The 22,944-nt window shown below is 58.3% G+C and carries 12 protein-coding genes; 6 read left to right on the top strand and 6 right to left on the bottom strand.

The genetic code is table 11. The features are described 5' to 3' along the window. Positions 1-26 precede the first annotated feature (26 nt). The 5 genes from Q1A52_RS03450 to Q1A52_RS03430 all read right to left on the bottom strand — a co-directional run bounded on the left by Q1A52_RS03450 (position 27) and on the right by Q1A52_RS03430 (position 8,073). Positions 27-2,639 (bottom strand): S8 family serine peptidase, encoded by a 2,613-nt coding sequence (locus tag Q1A52_RS03450; protein ID WP_300010887.1) that lies wholly within the window; start codon positions 2,637-2,639, stop codon positions 27-29. Next, the gene (locus tag Q1A52_RS03445; protein ID WP_300010885.1) at positions 2,608-3,774 is read right to left on the bottom strand and encodes an AAA family ATPase; all 1,167 of its coding nucleotides are present in this window, start codon (positions 3,772-3,774) and stop codon (positions 2,608-2,610) included. The genes Q1A52_RS03450 and Q1A52_RS03445 overlap by 32 nt, the downstream gene beginning before the upstream one ends. Before the next feature lie 94 nt (positions 3,775-3,868). Next, the gene (locus tag Q1A52_RS03440; RefSeq protein WP_300010881.1) at positions 3,869-6,946 is read right to left on the bottom strand and encodes a DEAD/DEAH box helicase family protein; all 3,078 of its coding nucleotides are present in this window, start codon (positions 6,944-6,946) and stop codon (positions 3,869-3,871) included. Positions 6,947-7,136: 190 nt separating this feature from the next. Further along, positions 7,137-7,559 (bottom strand): tyrosine-type recombinase/integrase, encoded by a 423-nt coding sequence (locus Q1A52_RS03435; RefSeq protein WP_300010877.1) that lies wholly within the window; start codon positions 7,557-7,559, stop codon positions 7,137-7,139. Beyond that, entirely contained in the window at positions 7,468-8,073 is a 606-nt protein-coding gene (locus Q1A52_RS03430; RefSeq protein ID WP_300010875.1) for a site-specific integrase, read from the bottom strand. The genes Q1A52_RS03435 and Q1A52_RS03430 overlap by 92 nt, the downstream gene beginning before the upstream one ends. Positions 8,074-8,438: 365 nt before the next feature. Here Q1A52_RS03430 and Q1A52_RS03425 point away from each other — a divergent pair, with 365 nt between their 5' ends. From Q1A52_RS03425 to Q1A52_RS03405, 5 genes are all read left to right on the top strand, one after another. Continuing rightward, on the top strand, positions 8,439-9,266 hold the full coding sequence (locus tag Q1A52_RS03425) for a hypothetical protein (RefSeq protein ID WP_300010872.1): 828 nt from the start codon (positions 8,439-8,441) through the stop codon (positions 9,264-9,266). Between the two features lies 1 nt (position 9,267). Beyond that, complete coding sequence (locus Q1A52_RS03420) at positions 9,268-11,925, top strand: hypothetical protein (RefSeq protein ID WP_300010869.1); 2,658 nt, start codon at positions 9,268-9,270, stop codon at positions 11,923-11,925. Beyond that, complete coding sequence (locus Q1A52_RS03415) at positions 11,922-17,372, top strand: CHAT domain-containing protein (RefSeq protein WP_300010866.1); 5,451 nt, start codon at positions 11,922-11,924, stop codon at positions 17,370-17,372. Before Q1A52_RS03420 ends, Q1A52_RS03415 begins: the two co-directional genes overlap by 4 nt. Further along, positions 17,369-17,914: a D-Ala-D-Ala carboxypeptidase family metallohydrolase gene (locus tag Q1A52_RS03410; protein ID WP_300010863.1), complete on the top strand. Its 546-nt coding sequence runs from the start codon at positions 17,369-17,371 to the stop codon at positions 17,912-17,914. Before Q1A52_RS03415 ends, Q1A52_RS03410 begins: the two co-directional genes overlap by 4 nt. A gap of 81 nt (positions 17,915-17,995) precedes the next feature. After that, positions 17,996-19,951 carry a S8 family serine peptidase gene (locus Q1A52_RS03405; RefSeq protein WP_300010860.1) on the top strand — a complete coding sequence of 652 codons (1,956 nt, stop codon included), beginning with the start codon at positions 17,996-17,998 and terminating at the stop codon, positions 19,949-19,951. Positions 19,952-19,959: 8 nt separating this feature from the next. Here the strand turns inward: Q1A52_RS03405 and Q1A52_RS03400 are convergent, their stop codons facing one another. Then, complete coding sequence (locus tag Q1A52_RS03400) at positions 19,960-21,147, bottom strand: phosphatase PAP2 family protein (protein ID WP_300010857.1); 1,188 nt, start codon at positions 21,145-21,147, stop codon at positions 19,960-19,962. On the opposite strand from Q1A52_RS03400, the gene Q1A52_RS03395 reads away from it, so the two are divergent. Beyond that, positions 21,138-22,868 (top strand): hypothetical protein, encoded by a 1,731-nt coding sequence (locus Q1A52_RS03395; RefSeq protein ID WP_300010854.1) that lies wholly within the window; start codon positions 21,138-21,140, stop codon positions 22,866-22,868. The genes Q1A52_RS03400 and Q1A52_RS03395 overlap by 10 nt on opposite strands. Positions 22,869-22,944 lie beyond the last annotated feature (76 nt).

The raw sequence follows: 22,944 nt of genomic DNA, 5'->3' as shown, positions 1-22,944 counted from the left end.
TCCGACTGCCTTGCTGTGGTGCACCCTTAGCCAGCGCGCTGCAAGCGGACACGCAACGCTTCTTCGATTTCATCTCGAATGTCGAACTGCGTCTCAGCCTCTAATTCGAGGGTCACCGCAATCGCAAAACGTATCTCCTCATCCGGGCTGAGCCCACCACCCGAATTATCACGGCACTGAACCCGGATGGGAAGCACCGCATCCTCTGCGTAGCGCGGCACGATCGGACCACTGTGAATAAGGCGTCGCGACCAGACCGTCCCGCGCTTGATAATATTTGCGTCGAGCTCGCGCGCGCGCATGTCGAGGCTCCAGCCCTGATCCTCAATGAGATCACCAAAAAGATCGGTGCCATGGGGAACCGCTTCCAGGAGTGCAAGCCGGTATCTGGCTCGGGTTGCAAGCACCGGCGAAAACCAGGCAATCGTTACCCACATCGAACGCCCCAGGCGCTCTCCGGCAAGCGAAGGCGGAAGCGGCACGTCAAAGAGTGCCGCCCCGTCCTTGCGAATTGTTGCAGTCCCAACCAGCGTTGCGCCATAGTCCGGTGCTTCGCGCATGAAATCTTCGTTCAGCACTCCATGCCCGAAATGTCGGCATACCTCCTCGCGCGCGCTGGAATGATTGCCATTCAGCCGTGCCCGCTCCGCTTCGTAGTAAGCCGTGGCGTTCTCCGGCCACCGCGCAGCGTTCACCGAGAGAGCCTTGGTGATTAGAGCAAGATCGCGCCTTCCAAGATCAACGCCATCAAAGGGACCGTCCTCGACCATTAGCTCAGTCGCTGCATTGACGTGCGCGCGCGTCGCCAAGGCATTGCTGCAGCTGGTTCCGCGGACCCGATATTTAGAGGGCGCGCCTCTCTGGACAGTCGCTGCATAAAGGCCCGACCGCTGATATTGATTGGGAACCGTCAGCCGCAGATGCGCACCCGCTGGCGACATACGCAGCTCATGCTCCCCGCCCGTGTGAACATAATCCGGTTTGATCGACCGAAAGGCTCCAAGGCCAAGACCTGATGATACGGCGGTGCGCACGCCCTCGCCGCCCTCCAGAGACACCATCCCTGCCGGCAAAGGCAATGTCGGATCGGTCAGATCATGTGACGCCGCGCCGACGGTGACAACATTTACGGCCTCGGCCGGCGCAAGAAGCGTCCGGTCATGACGTGCTCCCCGCAAAGCCGCCTCAATATGGGCTTTCTGTGCATCCTGATCGGCATCTTCGAAATCAAGAACCCTCATATTGGGAATGACAAGATCGTCAGGCACATTGCCCGCCGAAACCATAAAGAGGATGCCCTGGTTTTCCGCCCACCAATCCAACAGCCGCGCGAGAGAACTTATGCGGCCCGCGAAATGCGACCCTCGCACCCCGATTGAGAAGTTGACGATGAAGGCATCTGGCGCCAGGGGCTCATCTCCCAAAAATGCCCGCGTCAAAGCGACATGGACCAGATCGACAAAGAGCTGATCATTCGGAGACGAGGCCCCGTCTGCCCCATCGACAAGCACAGGTATGGCAAGAAGCCGGGCCCCGCTCAGCGGCGCGCCATCAGCCACAAGATCGCCCCTGAGTATCAGTGAAGCCATAGACGTTGCATGACGGCGATGCTGAACCTGCGACAGGGGCACCAGATCATGGACATCTTCGATATCGACGCCGCCATTGAGCGCCGGGTGACCGGCAATCGGTGTGCCATCAAGCAGAACCGCACGGACGGGCGCATTGGCATCAAACTGCGTCAGCGCGCCAAAATCGGCATCCGGCTCATCATCCGAAAGATCGGGCAGGGACTGACCAATCGTCTGTGGCAATACAAATTGCAGCCCGTCGATGGTCGCAAGCCCGTTCGGGGCAAAGGGGTTTTCCAGCATGGCGCGCACAGCGCCTGACGGCATGTCGATCAGAACCGCCTCATAGATAAAGCCATCGAGATTGATCGAGCTGGTCCTGACGACCTGTCCGCCCAGAGCCTCAACGCGCGCCCGCGTGTCGTTTTGCCAACGATTTCGCTGTGCCTGGTTGGCAGTCGGCCAGATCTCCAACTCGAGCCGCACGGGCTCCGCATCATCCTCAGAAAGCTGCTTTAGAAGCTCGGCCTGTGCCTGAGGCGTCAACCTGTCTTGCGGCCCCCAGGGGCGGATATCCGCAAGCATGTCAAAGAGCTTCCACCAGGGTGCCAGCCCGTATGGCTTCTCTTCATCGTTTTGATAGGCGCGCCAGAGCTGCAACATACGCTGAAGATCGGCTGCCGATGGCATCGTGGCATAGAGCGTGGGTGCCGCGGCACCCACATATTCATCGACGAGCTCATCCGGGATCTCATATGTATCATCGAGCCGGTCCTCGATGAGAAGCTCAAAGCCGATGCGCGCTGCCGCTTTTTGGAAATTCTGAATCGGAAGCAGTGTTTCAAATACAAGCGCCCGTTCTGGCGCGATTCCGGTCGGGTCCTGGCGCAAAAGAACGTCCGGCGCATCGCCCTGAAAGGCCTCTTCCAGGCGCCTGAATGCCTCTCCAAATCGGGCATCCTGACCCTGACGACCTGCCCCACGTGGCCGCCGCCGTCTGTCAGGCACACCTGTCAGCCGAACCGTCAGTTCGGGATTAGGCAGCCGTAGTATCGGTCGATCTGTCATCCCCAGTCACACTTCCATGCTGTGAGGCCCAAGCGCTGATGCGGTCCTTGACCAATGTACGGAAGGTGACGTTGCCTTGTGCGAGCGCGCGACGTCTGTGAATATCCATAAAAAAGTCTTCGGCCTCGGAAAAGTTTTTGGGACAAATCGCGGCGCGCAGGCGCTTTGCGGTGTACCCAAAATTATCGTTGAACTCCTTCATCCGGAGCGCAAAATAATCTGTCATCTGATCGTCTGTCGGCTTCCCGAGTTCCAGCTTGATTTCAAACCGGCGCCATGTGGCACGGTCAAGCAGTTCGGGATGGTTCGTTGCGCCAACAAGCACGCAGTAAGATGGCAAATCATCAAGCTGCAGCAAAAGCGTCGTCACAACGCGTTTGATTTCTCCAGTCTCATGAAGGTCTCCTCTTTCCTTTCCCAAGGCATCAAATTCGTCGAAAAACAAAATGCACGGCTCTGTACGCACGAAATCAAACATCCGTCTGAGGCGCGTTGCAGTATCGCCGAGATAACTTGTGATAATCGCGTCATACCGCACAACGAACAGCGGAAGCGCCAACTCGTAAGCCAGACTTTCGGCCAGAGAGGTCTTGCCGTTCCCTGGCGGCCCGACGAGCAACAACCGGTGCCGCGGCTCCAGCCCTTGTGATCTGAGAACATCGGCACGGTGTTGCTCCTCAATGAGTTCACTGCAGGCCGTCTGGACCTTCTTGTCCAGAAACAGGTCCGACATTGGGCGATCAGGGTCCCGGCGTTGTATCCCACCGGAACCGTCTCGAAGCCGCATGGCCGGCTGAGAGGAGCGCCCGTTAACGCCCGGCTTTGGCGGAACGGTCAGTGCCTTGGATATCCGGTCTGCAACGCCCGTATGTTTCTTAGACCGTTCGTCCGCGGCGATCGCCTCGGCCGTCACGCGCACGGAATCAGCGTCACCGGAAACGCCGGCCTTCACCAGATCTATGATGAGATCGCTTCGCGCCACGAACTGCCCCGAATTACCATGCAAATCACTGCTCAAGCAAATCATAGACGGATTTGGAGTAAAGTCACCCGATATCTGGGTTTTCGCGCGGATTCCGGAGAAAACGTGCTGATAAGGGGGACGCTGCGCGTTGCCCCCGTTGCCCTCATCCATGCTATTTGTGGCGTTGACGCTACTAGCGGGTTCTGAATGATCCCATGTTCTAAGGCTTCTGATCCTGGGTCACCGCAAGTGAGGATATGTCTCGCTATTCGGCGCAGAAAATTCGGAGTTGAACCCCGACTGACTGGCAGGCGGAATATGTCGATAGGACCAAGTGATAGAATTGGAGAACGTGCGGCTCTGGCTGGGGTTTGGCGAATTCAACCTTAAGCTTGGCGAGCGAAAGCATCCCGCCAGAACAGACCAACCAGATCGACCGTTCGGTCGCCGGGGATGTTCGCAAGCGCTGGAAGGCGCTGCGGAAGGCCTTCGAGCCGCGTCCGTGTCGTTTGCGATCGACCGTCTGGGTAATGGGTGCATTGCGCTTTGACAGCCGCCAACGACCATCGAACCGAGTCTGGCTACCCGGTAGGGCAACCCCGTCGCTCTTCAGGTAAGCGAGATTTTTTAGACCCTGTGCGCACACGTCGTAGAACGCCGACGCCGACACTCCTGGATTGCCGCTTTTCCATTTGCCAGCGACCGCCACCGCCGCTGAACTTGCCAGTGTTTCATTTAGGCCGAGAAAGTCGCCGACCTCATCCTGAAGATCGTCGCATACCAGATCAGGAAAGCTGTGCCCGAACAGCGCAGGCCCGCGATCGGGCCTGAGCGCCCTGTCGACAAATTCAAACAGCGAGCCTTCCGCCCAACTGTCGACATGGCCGTGGACCAGCTCGCCCTTTTCTGATGTTACCGCACCGAGTCCGGGGATCGCGGTTATCAGATCGAGTACCAGACTTGCGGGGCCCTTTGGGTCGGTGAGGTGGAGGTCCATTCGGTAAAAGTCACCGCTGACATACGTGTGTGTGAGATCGCGGGTAATGATCCGGAAAGGCTGAAGCTGGTTCAAGCGACGGGTTAGTGAGATCTTCGGATTGTCTTTGGTCTTGATCCGGCTTAGTCCGGGCGACACCAGCCAGTACTTTCCCTTCTTGGCGTTCCAGTCGATCCAGACCGGATGCTCCTCTCCATCGATTTCTAAGAGAAAGCGGAAACGCGCTGGCGCCTTGGGGTCGTTGTCCTCCTCGACCGCGACACAAAGATCGTCAAACCTGACCGCCGCTGTCTCGCCCTTGGCGACGAATTGATCGTCCATCTCAACCAGATCGACGAGGATGTTAAGTGGCTCCGTGTCCGCCGGAACTTTGTCCGGAACGGCGAAGCGGGTGAAAATCGATGCGGTCTGTGCGGCGGCATCGAGCTGCGTATCCACTGCACCACACCATTCAGCATATTCCTGGGCGGTCAGCTCGTTGCCTTTACCGTCGCGTACGCGTGATCGCGAAAAGCCCACCGACCGCCGAATCCCATCTTCGCCTACCTTGTGGTGAATATGGCCGGTCGCGCGCGTTACCACGTTGAGATGCTCGCCCATAAATACACCCGACCGATCGAGCGAGCGTGCCGACAAACTGCGAGATCGCAGAGCCACCGGCCCAAGATCGGTATTTTTTACGTTCATGAATGAAATGCTGTTAGCGGTTCCGTCGGGCAGAAGTGCGCGCAAATCCTTGGCGTTGACGCGCGGACCGACACCATCGAGATCGTTGATCCAGAGCCCCGCGCTGTCGAAGAAAAAGAGGCGCTTTTCCTTCTTCGCGTATATCGTCGCCTCAAGACTGGGTGCCTGGAAAAGGCTGCCGGACAGGAACGGTGACGGCGTCAGCCGAAGTGTGATGTGATAGCGGCAATGACCGTCGATTGTCTGGCCGACGAGAGCTTCGTGGCGATCTTCGCTAGCAAGTTCGGCCTTGATGGATCTTTGCAAGTTGTCCAGGTCGATGTTCGGGTCGATGGTGAATACGACGGCCGCTTTCGGGAAGCGAAGATCGTCATGGAGCCCCGGATCGTCCAGATCGGGTCGTTCGCGGAAACGTCCCATAACGTAGTCCAGCTCAGGCAGCGCTGCGATCAAATCTTCCAGGATCGCCGCATCGTTCCGGACGAACGGTTTGTTGCCTTTTTCCATCGATGCAGCGTCAAAGGCGAGAAAACTCTTCCACTCGTCAGATATTGCTCGGCCCTTGGGTGCGAGGACATAGGCGGCCGGTACTGCGTCACCAATCGGCCCCGGATGACGGATCAGTCTTCCAATTTGCTGGACCAGCATACGCGTGTTGGTGAACGGTTCATAGAGCGCGAGCATGGTGCATCGGGGATCGTCGATGCCTTCTATCAGCATGAACTGGTGGACAAGAAAGCGTTCGGTTCGGGCCGCCAAGTTTCGTGGCACCGCGTCGAATATGCCTTCATCGTGCCGTGCCTGGAAGTTGTGATGGATGGCGATGACCCCATCGGTACGACCCGCTAGCCCGACGGTCAGTGCCTGGTGCATTTCGGTGACCGACTCCTCGCTGTCGCAACGCACTATGACCTTGCTGGCAACCGTGAAACGGCCGTCGGCCACAAGTGCGTCGACCTTGGCGATCAGTGCATGGGCATAGTCGTCCGCCGAGACGGGCAATAACTGTTCGTCAATTTCGACGCCCCGGATAAGTCCCTGATCGACAGCGTCGGCAAAGCTCAAAAAATGGATGTGGTTGTCATCGACGTCGAAGATTTTCAGATCACCCCGAAACGGCGTTGCGCTGAACAGGACAGTTGGCACAGCGAAACCGCGGACGACACGCGCCCAGCTAGGTGCCGGCTCGCGATGGCCCTCGTCGAAGAGAATTGTGCCGATCAGTCCATGAAGCTGCTCAATGTTGTCGTCGGCGTCGATTTGCTGCATCGCCTGCACAGTACTGACTACGACGATCCTCTCACCGGCATGATCGTTGAGCCGTTGAACCAGGTTCTCGATATTGCTCGGTCGAACATTCCATACACTGTCGGGCTTCCAAGCCGGGTCAGCCCCGATTTTGTCCCAGAAACGTTCAGCGAATTCGGCGGTGAGTTGCGCAACCAATGCCGCCGAAGGGCACACGACGAGAACCGGCTGGTCCTTGGCACGTTGGCACGCGATTGCGGCCATTACGCCGGTTTTTCCCGTGCCGGTCGGCATGTTGACGAGGCAGGCGCGGTTGGACTCTGACGCGAAAAACGCATCGACTGTATCGAGCGCCGCATGCTGATGTGGCCAAAGCTCAAGTGCTGTTCTAGACAATTCGGCCTTTACCAAAAGTTGTTCTCCTCAAAAAACTAAGAAATACTGATAGCTTAACTCATCCTGCGGACGAGAGAACGGAAACATTTCGCTAGTGTTCAAGATCCAGCATAGGGCTGATCTGAATTAGGCGGATTGATTGGGGCTCTGTTGCAACTCGAACAGATCCCGGCGAGGGCCATAAGGCCTTTTACGGAAGCAAATGTCAGAGCACATCGAGGACATCGACCCGCACCAGCGCTCGCCGTAGCGCGTGGTTAGAAACCCGCACGTAGATCTCGGTTGTCTTGAGGTTCGCATGCCCGAGGAGCGCCTGCACTATCCTGATGTCGATCCCTTCTTCGATTAGAAGCGTCGCAGCTGAGTGCCGAAACCTGTGCGGGGTCAGGTGTGGTTCGATCCCAAGGCGCTTAAATATCGCTCGCAGTCGCTTGCGGAAGGTGGCCGCACGGAGTCGACATCCCACTTTGTTGAGGAACGAGCAGCGGCGAGGCAGGGGAGCCGTCTTCAGAACGCACCTGGCAATAGCGCTGGAACTACCCTTGCAGCTCGCGGTTCGGCACGAAGACGCTCCGTTCTTTCCTGCCTTTGCCTTGCACGAGTATCTGGCTTCCGTCCGGCGACACATTGCGGACCGTCAGGTTCGTGAGTTCACTGATCCGCAAACCTGTAACGATCAACAGCTTGATGATCAGGATCGTAACGGCATTCTGAGCGTCCGGTATAGCGTGGCCCGCGCTAAGGCTCGACCGCGCATCGATTGCGCCTCCACCGGCCCGAAGAACCGCTTTGAGCGTGTCGCGATCAATTGGGCGCGGCAGTCGCCGCGGGATTTTCACAGAGATGTGGACGTCCGCGAACGGGGAGGGCAGGGCGCCGTTCCGCTCTGCGCGCCAGGCAAAGTACGACTTGAGGGTGACGAGCCGGCGTTCGATGGTCGCGGGCTTGGCAGCAAGCTCATCGCGCAGATAGCGGTGGTACGCGAGGATGTCGTCTTTCGACAGCGGGTCGGTGAGCCGATGTTCGTTGGTGAAGCGTGCGAAGGTTCGCAGATCCTGAGCATAGGTTCGGAGCGTGTGATGACCGAGACTGCGTTCATCGCGGCGGGAGTTGACGAAGGCGGTGTGATTGAGATGGGGCATGCTGAACTCCTGTTGAGGTGTTCAGGCAGTTCATCACGGTCTTTGAAATCGTCGAAACCGGGCCCAAGAGCGGTCACGATAATGGGACCCATTATCCTATCGGCTCGAAACCGTTACTGGAGACGGTAGCTGCCTTCTAAGTGCACAGATGCATGTTTCTTGTCCGCAAGTGTCGGCTTCAATTTCTGCGTTAGTATTCCGTCAATAAACCAACTGAATGCCAAACAGTAGTTGGAATAGCGGCGAATTGAGTCGAATTCTTCCTCAGCTTTAGAATTGATCGAGATTTGCCGTGGGTAACCATCATGACTGGGAATGGTTCAGCACCAAAATTGACGAAGCCATCACAATCTATGCTCCTTAGAATGAGAGCGGGCTTCGTTTGGTCGATTTGGCGTGCTCTTCGCCGAACTCTGTATATCGAGATACCGCGCCAGGAGGCACAGCTTCTTGCGAACTGGAAACTTGAGCACCCGATCAACGTACCGGTTTCCGAGGTGCGTTCCGCCTGCAAAACGTTGGTAGATCGTTACCGCTCCCAATTGGAAGTCGCTTTCTGGCGGTCACCTCGTTCAGATTTAACCCGGTTTCCATACCCGTCGGGCGTCGAAGATGTTGAAGCTGAGCTCTTGGCTAGCATTACAAAGCGATGGCCAACTGAATTGTCGATCGAGCCCCGCGTAGAGGCTATGACTACGCAGTTGATGGATTGTTTTCAGCGCAATCTTGGGGTGAACCTGCCGCTACAGGCAGAAATCGCGCAATTCTGTGCGGAGCGTCTCGAAGCCTCGGAGGACCGGATCAGGGCAGCAATTGATCAAAGGCAGGTACAAGAAGAGCTGCGTAGGACCCGGGAGCGGCGTTTCAGAAAGGCGAAGGCGAACGTTGACGTGGCGGTCAGGGCCGAACTCGATCATCTGAAGAATGGCTCTAACACCTGGACACGAAACCTCATTATGCAGCGAATTGAGCCTAAGTCGCTGCGTAATTTGTTCCGCTTCGCGGGCAAAAGACGGGTTAACTACGCCGATCTCGGCGCGGGATTTGTAAACAATGACTATCACCTTGAAGACCAGATGTTCTTTGGGGTCGATCTGGTCATCTCTCCTGATGGACACCTTGGTTTTGAAGTAGAGCCATCGCAGGGAGGGGGTCTCTTGAACGCGCTCCGCCGCTGGCAGGAGTGGCGTTGATATGGCGTGGTTTTCTTTTCTCGACTGGATCGATGTCTCTCAACATCTTGCCGATAAGGCGCCGCAAACGCTCGCTGTTGGCGATAGCCCGTCGCTGGTGTTCCGTGACTATGTTCGCGGTCTGAACAAGGATGCAGCATGGACAGACGCGCGTCACGACCTGGCCGTCCTCGACAGGATGGCGACGCGGGAAGATGCCATGCGGGTCGGCGTCCGGGTGGACAAAAGCGGCCTTGTCGCAATCGCCGTACAAACCACGGATGAGGAGAGAATTGACGGGGAAGAACCGGACGCGTCGGTCGCATATGTCGCATATGACGCGCGCCTGACGGCGCTGCTGATCGTCAACTTTCTATCGCGGTGCCTGTCCGGGGAGGATCGCTTGCCGATGATTGACGGCATGCCGGAGCAGAAGATTGTTGTTCCGACGACGACGGTCTGGCCGGTTCAGGTAAAGCCGAGCACAAGCAAGGCCAAGACTACGCCGGAAAAGAGCGCTGCCAGCGCGGTGATACGCCGCGCGTTGAAGGGAACGCTCACAAGCGAAATCATCACACGCGACACGCCGGGCTGGACGCCCGCGCTTCAGCAAAAACGCCCGGCGATAGACGCGCTTTCACAGCAGTTCATGTCGACCGTCGAACAGCATTATCACCGGATAGAAGGCAGCCTACGAAACGAGGCGGCAGATCGTTTCCCCCATATCGAACTGCGTACATCGGAGTCGCTTGTGAAGCGCCTTTACCATCACGTGACCAAGGTGGCGCTTTTTCTTGGCGGAACATGGCTGACGTTCATGGTGCTGACCTGGCTTCTGAAGAATGTCCGTTGGTTCTCGGTGACCTTTAACGAGCTGCTGGTCTGGACGTTGTGCCTTGTCCTCGTGACCCTGACGTTGCTTTACGCGACCCTAAAGACGCACGGACCTGATCTGGGCGGTGGCGGGTATGTCTCGCCGTTTTTCCGAAGTCCTGCAAGGTTGTGGGCGTTGGGTCTGGTCCCGCTCGTTCTCGCATGTGTTTTTGCTGTCGCGGATGTGGCAGGTCTCTTGGGTTTTGGACAGGATGGATATGGTTCAGGGTCGAACCCCAAGTCCACGGAAAGACGTGCGGACTATGGAGTTGCGATCAAGAATGTCATCTGGGTTCTGCCTGTGCCACTGCTGGTCGCGTTGCTTCAGGCGCAGGGCACGTTTGGAAGCATCGTCGCAACAGAGAGCAAGATTCAGCGCCAGCGGCGGGTGATTACGCGGCTTCAGGACGTTCTGCGTGACGGACAGCGGGCTACGAAACGGCTGGGTCTTCTTGTCGCCGGGCAGAACGGAGGCGCTTTGGCGATCTGCCCGGCGGACTTTGAAGGGCTAATGACCCGCCTTACGCGGGCGTCGAATGAGTACAAGGCCCGGCACGACAACGCGCAGAAGCGCTTTGAGGCAAAGACCGGCATGGCTGCCCTTGTCGCGTTGCTGGCGACGGTTCTTCAGGGGGTGGCCACGTTCCGACCGACCGACGAGACGACAAGCGCCAGCTTTCTTCTGAACGAGCTCAAGGCTCAATACAGCCCGCATGATGCGGATTGCCTTGTGGAGTACCCGGACACAGAGAGCCGACACGCATCGATGGTCGATGCAGTCTTCATGATGCAGGTTTTCGGATGTCTCGACGTGGCTGAGCGTAAAGCCACCGTGCGCGCCGCCGAGTCTGATGAGCGGTTTTCTCGGTTCGATATGCGACTTGCCTCGATGGAGGCCAACCTTGGCAAGCTTGTCGAAGGGCCCTGGTCGCCACCGGACGCGCCCGATGTCGCGGTGGACGTCGACGTTGAGGGTCTGAGCGACGCTTTGGAGAAAGTTTCCGATGAGCTAGCGGCGTTTCAGCAGACGCTGTCGGTTCCGGTCGCACTTGACCGGCGTCGGTTCAACGAAGATCTGGAGCAGTTGCGCCGCGAATTGGGGGCGTCGGCGACCGATGTAAGCATTGGGGTTTCGCTGTCGACGTCGGGCATCGACGATCAGATCTCCGCAGTCGAGGAGCAGCTGAAATCTATTCCTGACCGCACAGTTATGGTCACCTTGGATGACACTGCGCTTCCGGGTCAGGTGGACGACGCCAACAAAAAGATCGACGAGCTGACGGCTGCGCCCGAAGAAGCCGACAAGCAGAACGTCGCGGGAGAACCGGAGACAGTTACCCGCATCACGTACGACTTTGATCAGGTGTTGGAAGTGTGCGACCTCCATGGCGAGTATCGTTTCGACAGCGATGACCATGTGATCCGCTTTGCGGATCGGGCCGATGTTGGCTGGTTTGATGAAGGAACCCGGGACGCAGCGGGGGGCCTTCTGGATCGCGTGGTCAAGGCCCATGTCAACGGCTCTCTGATTTATGTCTTCGGCATTGCCGACCCGACCGGCTCGGCACTTCGCAATCAGCTTCTTTCAAAGCAGCGCGCCGAGGCTGTGGCGGCAGCTGTGCGGAATCACGCGAGCTTTGTTGGCAGTGACGTCGGGGGGCCGATCCCATTTGGGATCGGGGCGAATGGATGGCTGCTGGGGCTTGGATTGCCAACGTCGATTGACGACCCGCTCTACAGGTCAGCGCACATTTTCGTCTGCCAAGAGGCGATCGGAGAATTCGTGAAACTGGAGGATAGACCATGACAACGAAAGTACTTGTGCCGGGTCAGGCCCGGGGGCCGGGGTCCAAATCTGCGAATGATCTTCTTTCGGCTGGCTCGGCAAGCGTCGAGATCGTTCTGGGTGGGTCACGAGGCGCGGACGGCAGTGTCGAGGCTATGGACGTCCCCGACGAACATCTGATCGAGGTTGAACTCGACAATGGAATGGTGCTGTTCCGGCGGCTGGATACGCTGGAGGGGATGGAAGAGAGCGCATCGCGCTCGGACTCCGATCTTGCGCTGTTGCCGACGCATATTGAGTTGCAGGGCAACGCCTCGCGCGGTGAGGGGCGCGGATTGGCGGTTCGGCTGTATCGTTTTTTCACCGGCGATGCGGTCGTGAAGGCCACGGTCGAAAGCGCCGCAAGGGCAGTAGAGGGCAAGTTGGAAAGCAACGGTGTGGACGTGCTGTTTCGCCTCGGGCGCGACGGAAGCTTCACACCTGCGGACGGCCTTTCGGACGGTCAGAAGATGGCGGTTTTCATTCATGGAACCTTTTCATCCACGGCGGGAAGTTTCGGGAATCTGATCCCAACAGCCGGTGAGCCGGGAACGGACACCAAGGTCGAGCAAAAACATTGGTCCATGCTCGCAGATGCCTTTGCTGATACCGCTGATACAGCCGCCACGCATATTTACGCCTTCGAGCATTGCACCCTAACCAAGAGCCCGGTGCAAAATGCCATTGCGCTCCTAAAGGCGTTGCCGCGTAGCGCGGAACTCACGTTGTTGTCGCATTCGCGCGGCGGCCTTGTCGGCGATCTTATCGCCAGGGCAGGGCGCGTGAGCGGCGAGGCGTTTGATGAACGCGATCTCGGCATTCTTGAAAGTGCAAGGCAGAAAGCCGGGGATGCCACTCCAGCGGAGATAGAGGCCGAAAAGGCTGACCTCAAAGAACTGTCGCGTTTGATTGCCGATCGACGCCCCCGGATTGACCGTTTCGTGCGCGTTGCCAGTCCGGCCCGCGGGACGATCCTTGCGTCTGATCGTCTTGATCGCGGCCTGAGTGTGATCTTCAACCTGATGCGTTTGATTCCAGGGCCACAGCGCTACCTGCTGGAACCTGTCCGACAGCTTGCCCAAAGCGTTGCTGCACAACGCGCAGATTCGACCGTTCTGCCCGGACTGGAAGCGATGCGGCCCCAGTCGCCCCTGGTCGCACTTTTGAACCGGCCTGATGTCAGTGTGGATGGACCGCTCGCTATCGTCGCCGGTGACACGGTGCCGCGTGGCGTTCTGCGTGGCCTCGCGATCTTTGCGACTGATCTGTTCTATCGCGAGGACCACGATATCGTGGTGGAAACCACGTCGATGTCGGCGGGTGTGCAACGCGCTGGCCCGTTGCATCGGCTGATGGCGTCTGGGCCCGATATCGACCATTTCAGCTATTTTCGCAGTGCCGAGACGGCGAGTCATATCGTCCGCGCCCTTCTCGGCGACGCCGAAGAGGCTGGCTTTCGTCCTCTCAATGCGCCGGACGACCCCGAGCGGATGCCGGCGACCTCCAGTCGCGGGACGACTGTGCGCAGCCTTGGCGAGCGGCCCGTGGCGATCTTGCTGCCTGGTATTCAGGGCAGTCAGCTGGGCGAGGCCAATGGCAATATCGTCTGGCTTGATCTCCTTGAGATGGGTCTGGGCGGCATCCGCAAGATCGGCGCGCGCGGAGGCACGCCGACGCCCGATGTGCGATCCGTCCGGTCGATACCGCGTTACTATGGCTCGCTGTTGCGGAATCTCGGTCAGTCACATGATGTGATCGACTTTCACTATGACTGGCGACAATCCATCAACATCGAAGCTGACAGGCTGGCCAAGACCGTCACACAAGTTCTCGATGCGACAACGTCCAAGAGCCAACCGATCCGGTTGATTGGCCACTCCATGGGCGGGCTGGTCGTGCGGGCCATGATTAAACGCCATCGCGCGGTTTGGGATCGGATGTTCGACGGGCGCAAGGGGTCTCGGTTTGTGATGTTGGGCACGCCGAACGGTGGGTCAGCCGCGATGGCGTGGGCTTTGTTGGGTCGCGACAAGATGATCAAGCTGTTGGAGACGGTCGACGTTTTCACGTCAATGCCTCAGCTTTTAAAAGAGATTCAGCCAATGCCGGGTGCGTTGGAACTTTTGCCGACAGATGTTGGCGGTCAGTTCTTTGATGCCGAGACCTGGAAGGCGTGGAACGTCGACGGCTATCCGCTGCCCGAACAAGTCGCGTTGTCTGCCGCGCAGACGACGGTTGCAGCCCTGAAGCTCAGGTCGCAAGACCGGCAGCGGATGGTCTATCTTGCTGGCAAGGCCGATGCGACGCCGGTGGCCATTGAGGTGGTCGGGCGAGGGCGTAAGCGTCGATTGCGTCTTCTTGCCACCCGCAATGGTGATGGCCGTGTTCCCTGGCGCACCGGCATTCTGCCCGGTATCCGGTCCTGGTTTGCGCCCAGTACGCAGCATGGTGACCTGTGCCGCGACGAGCGGCTGTTCCCGGCCATTCACGATCTGGTCGTGCGCGGCCAGACGACGCTGCTGTCCCAGACGCCACCCACCGCGCGTGGTGGCGACCGGCTGATCGAGATGCCGCCTGAGAAGCCCATCTATCCGACCGAGGAAGAGTTGCAGGCCGCAGCACTCGGCGCCGATGTCCGGCGATTTGATGCGGTGTCTGCGGGGGCGCCGGTGGCAAAGATCGGCATTCGGCACGGCGACTTGCGCTCGCACAACGGCATCATTGCCCTGGGGCATTATCGCGATACACCGCTTCTCAGCGCCGAAATGGCGCTTGACCAGATGCTTGATCGCAAACTGCTGCGCCATCGGGACCTTGGGCTTTATCCCGGTAGCATAAACTCGGCGGAAGTGTTTCTGCGGTCGACCTCGGGCGATGGGCCCGATGGGGCGCTTGTCATGGGGCTTGGTATCTTTGGCGAATTGAGCAAGGCGCGGCTGATCTCGACTCTAACCCATGGTCTGCTTCGGTATGCGCTTCATCCCGACAGGGTGCGCACCGAAGGTGGCTGCAAGATCACAACCCTTCTCATCGGGCATCGCGACAGCCGGCTGTCGACACGCGACTGCGTGGTCTCGCTCCTTGAGGCGCTTCGCGGCGCCAATCGGGACCTGCCCGAGACACACCGGATTCGCGAGGTGGAAATCCTGGAACTGTACGAGGACGTGGCGATTGCGGTGGCCGAGAGTTTGGACACGGAACGAGCAAGCCATTCGTGGGACGAAGATATCCAGATCGGGTCCGTCGTGCGGACGGGCGTTGCGGGACGCCGCCGGGCCCATCGGAGCGACAACACGGCATGGGATCAGAAGATCCGGATCACGCTGGATGCAGAGAGTGCTTCGCGTTTCAGATACGAGGCGCTGTCGCAAAGCGCGCTGGTGTCGCAGGCCGACGTCACGATCGATCGCGCGACAATCGATGGCTACGTTCGCGGCGAGACCCAGAGCACCCGGGCGACAACCAATGCGGGCAAACTGCTGTTCGAGTGGATGGTCCCGCGATCCATGAAGGCGATGGCCGCTGACGGGCGTCCGTTAACCCTGATGCTTGATGCAACGACGGCGGGATATCCGTGGGAGTTGATGGAGGATCACTTTGACAATCGCGACTCGCTGATCGCGGTCGATGCCGGCGTTATGCGGCAGTTTGTGGATCGCCCGTCACCGGACCGACCGCCATTGGCGCGGACCGACAGGGTGTGCGTGATCGGCGATCCCGACAGCTACTTCAACAAGCTCAAAGCCGCCGCGACAGAAGCGGCAAGCGTGCGCGACAAGTTTCTGATGGCGGGATGGAGCAACGATGATGTGCAGACCACCATCAACGATACGTCTCGTATTGATGAACTGCTGGATCTGTCCCGGAACCGTGTCCTGCACTTTGCCGGCCATGGGGTTCACAATTGGGGTCCTGACAAGTTGACCGGGCTGGTGATCGGAAAGAACCGCATCTTTGGGCCGGACCGCGTCAAACAACTTCGCTTTGCGCCCGAATTTGTCTTTCTGAACTGCTGTCATGTCGGCAACGCCTATGATTCAATCAGCCCCGAAACGGCCGCCGACGCCAACGGCAAGAGCGCGCCACATCAGGCCCGTGACATGCGCGCAGAACTGGCGGCCAACATGGCGTTCAGCTTTATCTCCCTCGGCAGTAAGGCCGTCATCGCGGCGGGTTGGGAAGTGGACGACAAGGCGGCAGAAGCCTTTGCGGACGCCTTCTACACGTCATTTCTGGAAGGGCAGATTTTTTCGGAAGCCGTGCGGGCAGGGCGGGAGGCTGCTTACCGGTCATCACCGGGAAAGAACACCTGGGGCGCCTACCAGTGCTATGGCGACCCGCAATTCCGGTTGCGCCGATCCTCTCTTCCGGTCGACGTCAGAACATCCGGCAAGCATTTCAAGACGGCTGGACAGGTGACTTCGGTGCTCCAGTCCTTGCGAGCCGACACACGCTACGCAGCAACACAGGAGGCCCGCGACGAGCTTCAATTGCGGCTTTCAAAGGTTGAAAGGCTGGTCGACAGCAAGCCGGATTGGCAGGACGAGCCGGAACTTTTGGAAGCGATGGGTCGATGCTCGGCACAGCTTGGTAACTCTTCCGACGCAATCCGCCGTTTCGAAAGCGCGCTGAAGTGCTCGCGTCCGGGTTACTCGCAGGAGATGGTCGACAGGCTTTGGGAGTTGCGCACGCGTGTCGCGACTGCGACGCGCATTGTTGCCGAGCAGAAGAGCGGGGGCGGGGCGCGTGAATTGCGCGCCGTTGAAAAAGACACGCTCAAGAAAATGGAGGCACACCTGGCGACGTCCCTATCTCTGGCGGGCGTCTCCGGGGCGTGGCGTCGTCATGTTCGTCTGGGAGATACCCACCTCAGGCTGGCGTCTGTTCTGACAGGTGCGGCAAAATCGGCGATGATCGAAAAGGCGTATGCGTCTTACGTGCAGGCTGAAATGGCCACGCAGGAGCGCAATACCAATGCCACCGGACATGCCCGGATAAGACTGGCGTTTGCGGCCTTCCTGAAAGATGGCGCGGCAACGCTGACCGAAGATGGTGCGTCGGTCATCAAGTCCATTCTCGCCGACATTAAAGACACGACCGACGCCTCGCCGACATTTGAGAACGCCCGTCTGAGAGCCGAGGCGCAGCTTTTCGACCTGCTGGATGATGGCGGCGATACCGAAGGGCACCAGGCCATGCTGGTCGAGACTTTTAACAATATGTTCATCTCCGGCGCTTCACCGGGCCAAAGGCAGGAAACGCTGGGCGACCTTCAGACTGTAGCCGCCCTGCTGCGCGGTCGGGTTCCGTCGGTGGCCAACCAGATTGAGCGCATTATCGGCGACCTTGTCGGGACGGGCGGCACACCTGTGAAAAATGCCTCTACCCGCTCGGAGTCCACAGAACGCGAGGAAAAGGAAAAGATATGACCACAGATCAGACCGAAGGCGGCGAACGCGATATTGTCCCGGCCGAGCTCCTTGACAGTGTTCTTGGACAAAGCTTTTCCCGGGCCGATACACCTGAGATGGTCGCATTTCGCGAATTCTTCGCAGAACAATCTGCGCGCCACTTTTCGGCGGACGAGTTCATGGTTCTCGGGCCGTCGCATCACGTTCCGGGGGGCGCCTGCGAGGGCAAGAACGCTCTCGCACCCAGCAGTCTTTGGAACAATGTCGTGCCGCTGATTGCGGCGATGGATGCAATTCGCGATGAGTTGGGCGAGCCCGTCAGGATCACGAATTGCTATCGTTCATCCGACTACAACAGCTGCGTTGGTGGCGTGTCCAACAGTTATCACAAGACCTTCAAAGCCGCGGATTGGGTGTGCGGTACGGGCACAAGCGCCGACTGGGCCGCTGCTGCCGCCCGTGTCCGCGACCGTGGTGCCTTTACCGGTGGAATCGGAATTTACGAGACATTTGTGCACGTAGATGTTCGCGGGCAGAGCATCGACTGGGACAATCGTTAAGTTCGAGGTCGCACCTCGTCGGTTGACGAGTCGGCCCAATATGGTCGTCAATGAATATGACGGATGAAGTTGGAGGGAAACATGTCGGACGGTTGGTTCTGGGACGGCTATTTGCACTGGGCTTACGACCTGGAGCGGTATGATCCTGAGTTTGAATCTCGGGATGGAGACCCCGATTTATACGAGCCTATCTTTATCCGACTGTGCATTTCCGAACCGTTTGGGGACAAGGTCGAGAAGGTTAGGGCCAAGCTCGAAGATATACTGACGAATCACGATCCGGCTGACGGGTATCGAAACCAGGTCGAGGACATTCCGCTTCTGAACTTTCTGCCCGACTTTGGCTATGATCTCATCGAGCTGGTCATCGGCTTTCAGCATGCGGTGGTCGAGGGAACCCTGCCGGAGTTCTTTATCTATCGCAGGGTCGCGCGGACGCTGCGTGAGCACAACAGATACAAGAACACTTTCATGGTGCTCGACGTCGGTGCGCCCGCACGTGTCAACCTGCGCCCGAAGGTGGCCGGTCCTCCGCCGATCAAACCGGTCCTTCCACCACCTGCCATAGGCGCGGTCATCGACAATGACATCGGATACCTTCACCGGTCCCTCTGCGACGGCAACGACAGTACCCGCATCGCCGCGATCTGGCTGCAGGCCCGCGAGCAGTTTATCTATACGGCCCCCTCTCCATTTCCGCAGATCCACATCGGTCAGGTGCTGACACTCGATGACGTCACCGATCTGATCAAACGCTATGGCCGCAACGAGCGGCAGGCATATGCCACCGTGAACACAGGTTTGCATACGCGGGCAGCGTTCAAGCAGCCGCCACCGATTGCAGCACATGGCGCGATGGTGACAAATCTGGCGTTCGGAGACGGGGACAAAACGGGCACCAGCGATGTGCCCCTCCTCGCAGTACAACTGCCTCCAGAGGCCGCTTACGATACAAGCGGCACGACGAGCGAGAGCTACATTGTCCAAGGTGTACGCTGGATCTGCTTCTGGGCCAGGGTTCTCAACGAAGATGTCCCGGTCATCATCAACGTTAGCTATGGTGTCCTTGCCGGGCAGAAAGATGGCGGCAAGTTTCTCGAAGCTCAGATCGCGCGCGAGATAGAGATCGCAAAGAAATACCCCGCCAATGGCGGCAAAGGTCAAAGTGTCGAGGTTGTCTTCGCCTTTGGAAACAGCCGCAACACGCGTCAGGTCGCCGATTTCACCGTCGAGCCGGGCGCCACCGAAACGCTGACGTGGTTTGTCCCTGCCAACAATCCGGGCCCTGCTTTTCTTGAAGTACGGGCGGTTGCGTCACGGGGGCCCACACGGCTTGTGGATTTGCCGAGCGATGTCACGGTTTCCCTGAAGCCGCCCGGAGAGCCAGCCATCGCCGTCACCGGCACCGAGGGCCAAGCCGAGGTTTCGGCCGTTCCGCCGGTGAAGACTGTCGAAGGTACGGTCCCGGTACGACTCTACAACACCCCGCATCGCAAGGTCGCGGACAGGCCAGAACAACCCGGTTACACACTTGCGGCCATTGCCCCGACGCGGCCCCGGTCCCACAACCAGCCTGCGGCCAAAGCCGGGGATTGGGCGCTATCACTCAGGAACGATGGGGCCGACCCGGTTCGCATTGTCTTGCAGGTTCAGCGCGGTGATACGGCGCCGGGGTTCCGCAGTGGCTGGCGGCAGTCGCGCCTGGAGGGGCGCATGGTGTCGGTGGTAGAAGACGGCGTGGCGGGTCAAACTGTCGAGCCGCCGCTGACGAATGCTGGGACCAGCAGCGCCTACGTTAACCAGGCGTCCTTTGAAACGGCTGGCGCCGGTCGAGACGTGTTCAGCAACACCGTTCCCGCGCCATATTCCGGCGAAGGTGCGGACTGGACCCTTTCCATCAACCCCAAGGCTTTGCCGGTCGTAGATCGCGCCTTCACGCAGGGCGTAGCAACAGGCGGTGCATATAGCGGAACGCGGGCGAGACTGTCGGGGACCAGCGCGGCAGCCGCGCTGAGAACCCGAGAGCTGATCAAATGATTTAGGGACTATTCCGCCATGCTATTGGCAGCCGCCTCCAACCGTGCGCGCCGCCAGATTTCGAGTAGAATTGGATCGGGTGCCGGCGGCTTTACCGACGGTGTCCGAACAATATATGCGCCGCCCTGTGGCCTGGTTGCGAAACGCGCCGCGGTTATTGAGAAATCCACTGCTGCGAATTCCAACGCTGAAATCGTGTACAATCCGGATTGATTCTTCTCGGTCAGCGCATTGACGATGAATTCGCCAACAGCAATGCCCATGGCCGCTCCGACGAAATTATCCACCGGAAAGTGCAGGCCGGCGATCGTCCGGTTTTCAGCAATTCGATTGGCCAGCCGCATCAGGAGATAGTTGTCGAGGCCGCCGTCCCGATCAGGATTTCCGTCTTCTTCAAATGCCGCAATTGCGTTGTATTCCGATCGAGAGGGCGTATTCGTTGTAAGCGCATGCAGAATCGTTGCGACAGCAAAGGCTTCCAGCGCATGGCCGCTGGGTAATGTGCCGTGCGTCGGTGTCGGGATTGCAGGCTGCACATGTGGACTGAATTGGATCGGGCGCGGCGCATCGATGTGATGCTTAATTGGCATCTCGATATAGGTCGCCCAACTCAGAACAGCGTCTAGAAGCGCAAGCGTCCAGGGCGTGCGAAAGTCGTCGAGGAACGTCAGCGCGCCAAAGAAGGTGAGCGTGTCCGTTTGCTGGAGCATGATCTCCTCGAGACGCTCATCCCGCGTCGGCGCCCATGCTTTGACCAACCCCATCTGACTCGCGAGGAGCTTTTTGAGAGATGCGCCTGCAGGCATCGTTGCCTCGACCAAAGGACTTTTCGTGTTCGCTCTGAGCGTAACCGTTTGATTTGTTGTACCTTTTGGCGGTAGGTCCAGTGGTGCGAAAAGCCGGTTCAGAGCATTATTGACAATGTTTTCGCGGAAAAACGGTTCCATCCGCTCGAAGGCTTCGAAGCTGGGATCGGGAGGTGGCGGATTGCCAGTGCGCAACTTCTTGAACTTGAACGCCGGATCCCATGGGGACGTTATACCTTGCATCGTGGTTTCAAGAGCCGTACTCGTGACGATGTCAGTGACGCCGCCTGCATGAAACACATCGTCTAGAGCGGCGCGGCCATTTCGTCCGTTGCGACCGTTCCTGCCATTACGACCATTGCGGCCATTCCGTCCGTTCAATGAGCTCATTGGTTTTCTCCCACCGTAGTCCTGAGTTGTTTGAATGTCCCCGCTCGTCTACACTCGGTCAATATTTCATAGATTTTCCTGCGTTCAATAACGGAATACTGACGCTGAATGTAATTCTTGCTGGTGAAGTGGGTTCGGTTTTGAGTGAAATCGACGACAGTCTAGTAGTCACCCTTTTTGGGCAGTTCTCGATTATTAATTCGAGAGCGGAAGACATTACGCCGCGCGGCAAAAAGCCTGGTGCGGTAATTGCACTTTGCGCTTCGGGCCCAAACATGAAGCGGTCGCGGCGCTGGATCGAGCAGACACTTTGGAGCGATCGCGGCATTGAACAGGCAAAGGGCAGTCTGCGCCAGACGCTGTTTGACCTGCGGCGTGGGCTTGGAGCCTACTCCGAGGTTCTACGCTCGGACCGAGCGTCGGTCTGGCTAGATGTGACTAAGGTGCAGGTTATCCCCCCGGAAACAGGGAGGGCCTTTCTCGAGGGGTTTGATGCGCCGGATCCGCAGTTCCGGGATTGGCTAGCGCGAAGACGGTTGAAACATGGCAGGCCGGGCGTGGTGGATCCACTTGTTAGCGGCATGGTTCGCATCCAGTGCGGTCTGCCCTGGACCGCAAAAGAGGCCGAACCTTTAACAGCACGGATTGTTAATGATCGTGTTGGCGGGATCATTTCCGGTTTCATCGCACAGTCTACTCGCAGTGTGCTCCACGCAGATGCAGATTTGATCGTGCGAACGTCGATAGAAGAAGCTGGCAAAAAGTTGATGTTAGCCGTGCAAGTGGTAGATGCGCGACGTGACGAACTTATCCACACCGAGCACTGCATCGTCGATAATGTTGTGCAACTGCTTGAGGACAGCGTGGAGTTTGGCCGCTTCTGTTGGCAAGTGGCAGATACTGCATTGGAGCAATTGGCTCAGTTGCGTCGAAGTTCAGACGCGGCAGCTATGCGCGCAGCGTGGTCGCAGGATGCAGTTCGGGCCGTATTGACCTTTGATCATAAAGTTATGCCAAAAAGCCTCCACATATTGGACGAAGCAACAGAATTGATTGATGATGGTCTGTTCCATGCACTGAGAGCGTGGGCGCAAATGTCGCTTATCATGGAAGGGAGGTTTGAAGAAACAACTGAGACCATCTCTTCAATCCGTGCGCTGCTCGACCGGGCGTCCAAGGCGTCGCCGGGCGACCCGGTCGTAAACAGTCTTGTAGCAAACGTCTCAGCCATTCTCCTAGCTGATTTTGAAAGGGCGTCCAGTCACGCTGTCTTGGCGCTGAAGTCGCAGCCGAACAACATCTTTGCAGTTCAGGCCAAGTCCTTGGCTCTATTCCATATTGGTGCCTATGAAGAGGCATATCTGCTTTCGCGTCAGAACCGTGACGTCGCCGAACCCACAAAGTATGGAGCCATGTGCAACTTGCATCATGCGCTTCTCTGCTTGCGAACACGTCGTTCGGAAGAAGCAGTGCTTGTTTCCCGTGCTGCGGTAGAAGCTGTTCCTAGCTACCGTGCACCTAGTCGACAACTGGTGGCGCTTTATGCTGCAAGTGGAAAGCTTGAAAAGGCAAAAGCACAAGCTTCCCTACTCAAAAGCGTAGAGCCCGATTTTACGACGGAGAAGCTATTAATGGATGAAGCTTATCCGGCCAATACCCTACGAGAGGTTGGCGTGATTAACCGCGCGAAAAGGCACCTCGGGGATTTCGAGCCTGACTAAACCCGCGACGAAAAACAAGACTCCGTGCGTACCACCAGTACTTGTTCCAATGTATTCAAGCGGATAAGACTTCATT

Origin of the sequence: uncultured Roseobacter sp., from assembly GCF_947488185.1 — a bacterium.
Lineage (GTDB): Bacteria > Pseudomonadota > Alphaproteobacteria > Rhodobacterales > Rhodobacteraceae > Roseobacter.
The sequence above is the reverse complement of the archived record's forward strand: the minus strand, read 5'-3'. Positions and strand labels throughout refer to the sequence as shown.